The sequence below is a fragment of the Kitasatospora sp. NPDC056181 genome (assembly GCF_042266225.1).
Taxonomy (GTDB): Bacteria; Actinomycetota; Actinomycetes; order Streptomycetales; family Streptomycetaceae; genus Kitasatospora.
Genome location: NZ_JBHJUK010000278.1, coordinates 1 through 4,929, shown reverse-complemented (window position 1 = coordinate 4,929; position 4,929 = coordinate 1). Strand labels below are relative to the sequence as shown.

General features: G+C 73.8%; 4 protein-coding genes and 1 pseudogene. 4 read left to right on the top strand and 1 reads right to left on the bottom strand.

The features are described 5' to 3' along the window. Positions 1-137: 137 nt before the first annotated feature. Positions 138-1,211 carry a polysaccharide deacetylase family protein gene (locus ACFC1F_RS42615; protein ID WP_376167122.1) on the bottom strand — a complete coding sequence of 358 codons (1,074 nt, stop codon included), beginning with the start codon at positions 1,209-1,211 and terminating at the stop codon, positions 138-140. Between the two features lie 339 nt (positions 1,212-1,550). Between ACFC1F_RS42615 and ACFC1F_RS42610 the strand changes: the two genes are divergently transcribed. The 4 genes and pseudogenes from ACFC1F_RS42610 to ACFC1F_RS42595 form a co-directional block, all read left to right on the top strand. Next, positions 1,551-1,823 carry a hypothetical protein gene (locus ACFC1F_RS42610; protein WP_376167121.1) on the top strand — a complete coding sequence of 91 codons (273 nt, stop codon included), beginning with the start codon at positions 1,551-1,553 and terminating at the stop codon, positions 1,821-1,823. A 353-nt stretch (positions 1,824-2,176) separates the two neighbouring features. Beyond that, complete coding sequence (locus ACFC1F_RS42605; RefSeq protein ID WP_376167119.1) at positions 2,177-3,031, top strand: polysaccharide deacetylase family protein; 855 nt, start codon at positions 2,177-2,179, stop codon at positions 3,029-3,031. Continuing rightward, positions 3,024-4,325, top strand: a complete 1,302-nt coding sequence (locus ACFC1F_RS42600; protein ID WP_376167117.1) for a glycosyltransferase — start codon at positions 3,024-3,026, stop codon at positions 4,323-4,325. Before ACFC1F_RS42605 ends, ACFC1F_RS42600 begins: the two co-directional genes overlap by 8 nt. A gap of 67 nt (positions 4,326-4,392) precedes the next feature. After that, positions 4,393-4,929 (top strand): annotated as a pseudogene (locus ACFC1F_RS42595) (sugar transferase); the annotation flags it as partial.

Sequence of the window (4,929 nt, the reverse complement as noted above, 5' to 3'; positions counted from 1 at the left end):
CGGCCGGTGAATTTGCAACAGTGTGGTGGTGGGGGGGGGGCCCGCGGGGGGGGGCGTGGCCGGCGGCGGCAACGCCGGCTGCCCGGTTTTGGGGGGGGCCGTCCTCCCTCGCAACGCGACCCGCTTAGCCCTCGCCGTCAGGCCACGGCCTGGCCGCGCCAGCGGCGGTAGGCGGGTTCGAGGCCGGAGAGGATGGTGTCGAACCGGCGGGTGCTGGTGGTCGAGTCGACCTGGAGGCGGCTGATCTGAAGGGGGTGGTTGGGGAGGCGGGGGCCGAGGCGATGGTCGGAGAGGAAGCCGAGGCGGTAGCCCAGCTCCTGCAGGACGCTTTCCGCGCGCGGGTCGTGGCCGCCGTCGGGGTAGGCGAAGGCGGCCGGTGGTTCGCCGAGCCAGCGGGTGAGGGCCTCGTGGGCGCCGGTGATCTCGGCACGGACGGTGGCGTCGTCGCAGCGGCCGAGACAGGGGTGCCCCTGGGTGTGGTTGCCGATCGCCACTCCGCCCTCGCGCAGGGCGAGCAGGTCGGCGGGGGTGAGCTGTTCCTGCCGGGGAGGGCGACGGTCGGCGCTGACCCGCAGCTCCTGGAGGCTGCGCCGCCGGTCAGGGTCGGCCATGGCCTTGAGCCGGGGGAGCAGCTGCGAGGGGTGTCCGCAGTCGAGTGAGCGGGCGCGTCCCCCGTGCCGGGCGAGGAAGTCGGCCTCGTGCCACCAGAACGGTTTCTCGGTGCCGATCAGCTCGGAGATGACGAAGGCGGCGGCCGGGATTCCCCGGTCGTTGAGGGCGGGCAGGGCGTGGGTGAGGACGCTGCGGTCGGCGTCGTCGAAGGTGACGAGGACGCTGCGGGCCGGCAGGGGCCGCCGTTCGGTGACGGCTCGCTGGACGGCGGAGAGCGAGACGGGTGTGGCGAGTCTTCGCAGGCGGTCGAGTTGGGCGCCGAAGGATCGTGGGTCGGTGACGCCGTGGTACGCGAGCACGGCGAGCCGCTGCGCGGCCCGGGCCCGGAACAGCGGCTGGACGGGGGCGAAGCGCAGCCAGTCACCGCGCCCGGCGGCCGACTGGTGTGCCGCCGCTACCGGACGGACGACGGGTCGCCGGGCGGCCGGCTGCCCGGCGGCCGCCTGCGACAGCGGGTGCACGTTCACGCCCGGAAGGGCGCGGACCACGGAGCTGCTCCGGGGCCTGGAGATCGATGTCGTGGACTGGGACTGCGGCACGGTTCCCCCTCGGTCGCCGGTGCGGCGTGGCGGTACCGCCGGAGGACGGAGCCCGGCCTCCGACTCCAGGGCACGGCGGCTCCGCCCCCTGGGTTTTTCCGGTCCTCGGCGGGGACTCCCAACCCGCACCGCGGACGGCTCCTGGATCGCTCAATGTAGTGGAGACCCCTACACGCCGTAGATGGTTGTACCGGACGGGCGAGGATTTTTCGCGGGTCCGAAACAAACCCCCCAGGGGGTGCGCCGGAGTGTCGCCGAGGCCATTTCGGTTGCGCAGAGTGCCGGGAATACGACTCCTTGCGGGCTGCCTCCCGGGCGGCCTCGCGGTACCTTGGGCTCATGGCAGATGCGGAACGTGATCACTTCCACCTGCAGGGTGCGACCCGGATGGCCCGAGCATGGAGTGGCGGTGCGCTGGTCACCCACCAGATCCCGCTGGCGATGGTCGGCCTGGCCTGTCTGGCGATCGGGATCGTGGTCGCGGTGGTGGTTCCGGACAGTGACGGTCCGGCGTGGGCAATGGCGGTGGCCGGCTGTCTTGCGGCCGGGGTGCTCCTGCTCGGCAGGATCGCGTTCGCCCTGCTGAGGTACCGGCGCGGCGCGACCCTCTGAGACAGCGACCGGCGCGACCCGCTGGGACAGCGACCGGCGTGACCCGCTGGGACAGCGACCGGCCGGGATGGCAGCCCCATCGGCGGGCGAGCGGGCGGACCGGGCCGAGGGCCGCGGCCGGGAAGCCGGAAAGCCATGCTGTCGACTGAACGGCTGATCGATTCCAACCGGTCGGATCGGCCGGTTTTCAGCCCATGTGCCAACTCCTTCTCGCTTCTTTCACAATTCCGGGTCATCAGCCCCACAGTTCCCCATACTGTGATTTCACCCGGTCGCCAACTGCGCCGGATGAAAGGCCACTTGGCGGCGCCGGGGAGGGCGCCGCGAAGGGCGGAAAAGGCGGAGGGGGATCGATGAGCGGCACAGCCGGGCCCGCGGCGTCCGGGGCGGCGGCCGGTGCGTCCGGGGGCATCCGCGCGCAGGTGAAACGTCAGCTGGCCCGTGCGGTCGGCGGCAGGCCGGGCGAGGGTGCCACCGTCCTGATCTACCACCGCGTCGGCGGCGGCAGCCCGGACGAACTGGACGTCGCCACCTCGGACTTCACTGCCCAGGCGGACCTGCTCGCCGAACTCCCGCCCGGCCGGGTGGTCTCGCTGGACGAGGCCGTGGACCGGATCGAGGCCGGCCGCCGCACCCCCAGCACGGTGCTCACCTTCGACGACGGCTTTGTGGACGTCTACGAGAACGCCTGGCCGCTGCTGCGCGAGCGCGGCCTCCCGTTCACGGTCTTCCTCGCCAGCGGCCACGTCGGCGGCGAGATGCGCTGGGAGGGCTCGACCGCGAAGGCCTCGGGCGTCCCGGGGCTCAGCTGGGAGCAGCTGCGCGAGACGTCCGCCTCCGGCCTGTGCACCGTCGCCAACCACACCCGGAGCCACGCGCGGCCCGAGCTGCTCACCACCGCCGAACTGGACGCCTGCAGCGACGACGTCGAGCAGCACCTCGGGGCCCGCCCACGGCACTACGCCTACACCTGGGGCGTTCCCGTCCCGCACATGGAGTCGGCGCTGCGGGCCCGGTTCCGGACCGCCGCCACCGGTGAGGTCGGGCGCAACACTCCGGGCGGGAACCCGGTTCGGCTTTGCCGGGTGCCGGTCCGCCGCACCGACCCGATCGCCTTCTTCCGCGCGAAGCTCTACGGCCGGCTGATACCCGAGCGGGCCTACGCCCGGATCGTCGCGACCGCGAAGGCGGTGGGTGCACGTGCCTGAGTCCACCGCCCCGCTACCCGAGCCCACCGCTCCCGAGCCAGGCGCTTCCGAGTCCACCGCCTCCGGCCGCCTCGCAGTGCCGCGCCCCACCGCGCCCGACCCCATCGCATCCGGGCCGCGCGCGCTGATGCCCCGGCTGCGCGGCCCCGGCGGCCGCCCGCTGCGCGTCGCCCACCTCACCACCGTCGACATGAGCCTTCACCTCCTCCTGGCCACCGAGCTCAAGGTGGACCTGGAGGCCGGCTTCGAGACGTACGGCATCAGCGCGCCCGGCCCGTACGTGCCCGACCTGGAGGCGATCGGCGTCCGGCACGAGCCGCTGCACGCGCTCACCCGGGCCTGGCAGCCCCGCGCCGACGCCGCGGCCGCCCGCGAGCTGCTCGCCGTGCTGAACCGGCTCCGTCCGGACGTGCTGCACACCCACAACCCCAGGACCGGCGTGCTCGGCCGCGTGCTGGGCCGGCTCGCCCGGGTGCCCGTGGTGGTGAACACCTGCCACGGTCTCTGGGCGCAGGCCAACGACCCCTTCGCCAAGCGGGCGTTCGTGCTCGGCGCCGAAGCCTTCGCGGGCCGCTTCTCGCACGCCGAGCTGTACCAGAACGGCGAGGACCGCCGCACCCTGTCCCGTGCCGTGCCGGCCCGCCGTTCGCGCGTGGTCGGCAACGGCGTGGACCTGACCCGCTTCGCCACCGACCCGGGCGACCGGGCTCGTGCCCGCGCCCGGTTCCGTGCCGAACTCGGCGTCGGGCCGGACGAGCTGCTGGTCGGCGGGGTCGGCCGGCGGGTGGCCGAGAAGGGCATCCGCGAGTACGCGGAGGCGGCCCGGGCGCTGGCCGGAAAGGCTCGCTTCGTCTGGATCGGCCCGGACGACCCGGAGAAGCCGGACGCCCACGGCGCCGAGTCCGGCGTCGAGTTCCCCGGCCCGCGCGGCGACATGCCGGCGGTGTACGCGGCCCTCGACGTCTTCGTGCTCCCCTCCTACCGCGAGGGGTTCTCGCGCTCCGCCATGGAGGCCGCCGCCGGCGGCCTCCCGATGGTGCTCAGCGACATCCGCGGCTGCCGCGAGATCGGCACCCACGACGAGCACCTGCTCCTCGTCCCGCCCGGGGACGCTCCGGCCCTCACCACCGCGCTGGACCGGCTTCTCACCGAGCCCGGCCTGCGCGACCGGCTCGGCGCCGCAGCCCGGCGCCGTGCTGCTGCGCACTTCGACCAGCGCGCCGTCGCCAGGGTCTCGCTGGAGACCTACGCGGCCGTCGCCCGCGCCAAGGCCCTGCCCTGGACGGTCGGCTGAGCCCGCGCACTCCACCACACCGCATCAGGGGGAAGGACCGTCATGAAGCGAGGGGGACCTCGCGGTCACCGTCCTGGCCGGGATCGTCGCGATTCCGCTCGGCCTGGTGATCGCCCTGCTGATCCGCTGCACGATGGGCGGACCGGTGCTCTTCCGTCAGACCAGGACCGGGTGGCGCGGCAAGGAGTTCGAGATCCTCAAGTTCCGCACCATGCGGGACAGACGCTCTCCGGAGGAGCCGGACGCGCCGCGCATCACCCGGCTCGGCGAGATGCTCCGCAAGACCAGCCTCGACGAGCTGCCGCAGCTCTGGAACGTCGCCCGAGGCGAGATGGGCGTGCTCGGGCCCCGGCCCACGCTGCCCGAGCAGGTCGTCCACTACTCCCGCCGCCAGCGGGGCCGGCTCGACGTCCGGCCCGGCCTCACCGGCTGGGCGCAGGTCAGGGGCCGCAACTCGATCAGCTGGCCGGAACGGATCGAGCTGGACCTCTGGTACGTCCAGCACCGCTCGCTGCTGCTGGACCTGCGCATCCTCGCCCTCACCGTCGGGGTGCTGCTGAACCCCAGCGGCAGCACCGCCGCCGGCGGGGTCAACCCCGGATTC

What these genes read in the sequence shown, in the direction of transcription:
- ACFC1F_RS42605 (WP_376167119.1), top strand. Translation starts at nt 2,177, where the DNA reads ATGAGCGGCACAGCCGGGCCCGCGGCGTCCGGGGCGGCGGCCGGTGCG.
- ACFC1F_RS42610 (WP_376167121.1), top strand. Translation starts at nt 1,551, where the DNA reads ATGGCAGATGCGGAACGTGATCACTTCCACCTGCAGGGTGCGACCCGG.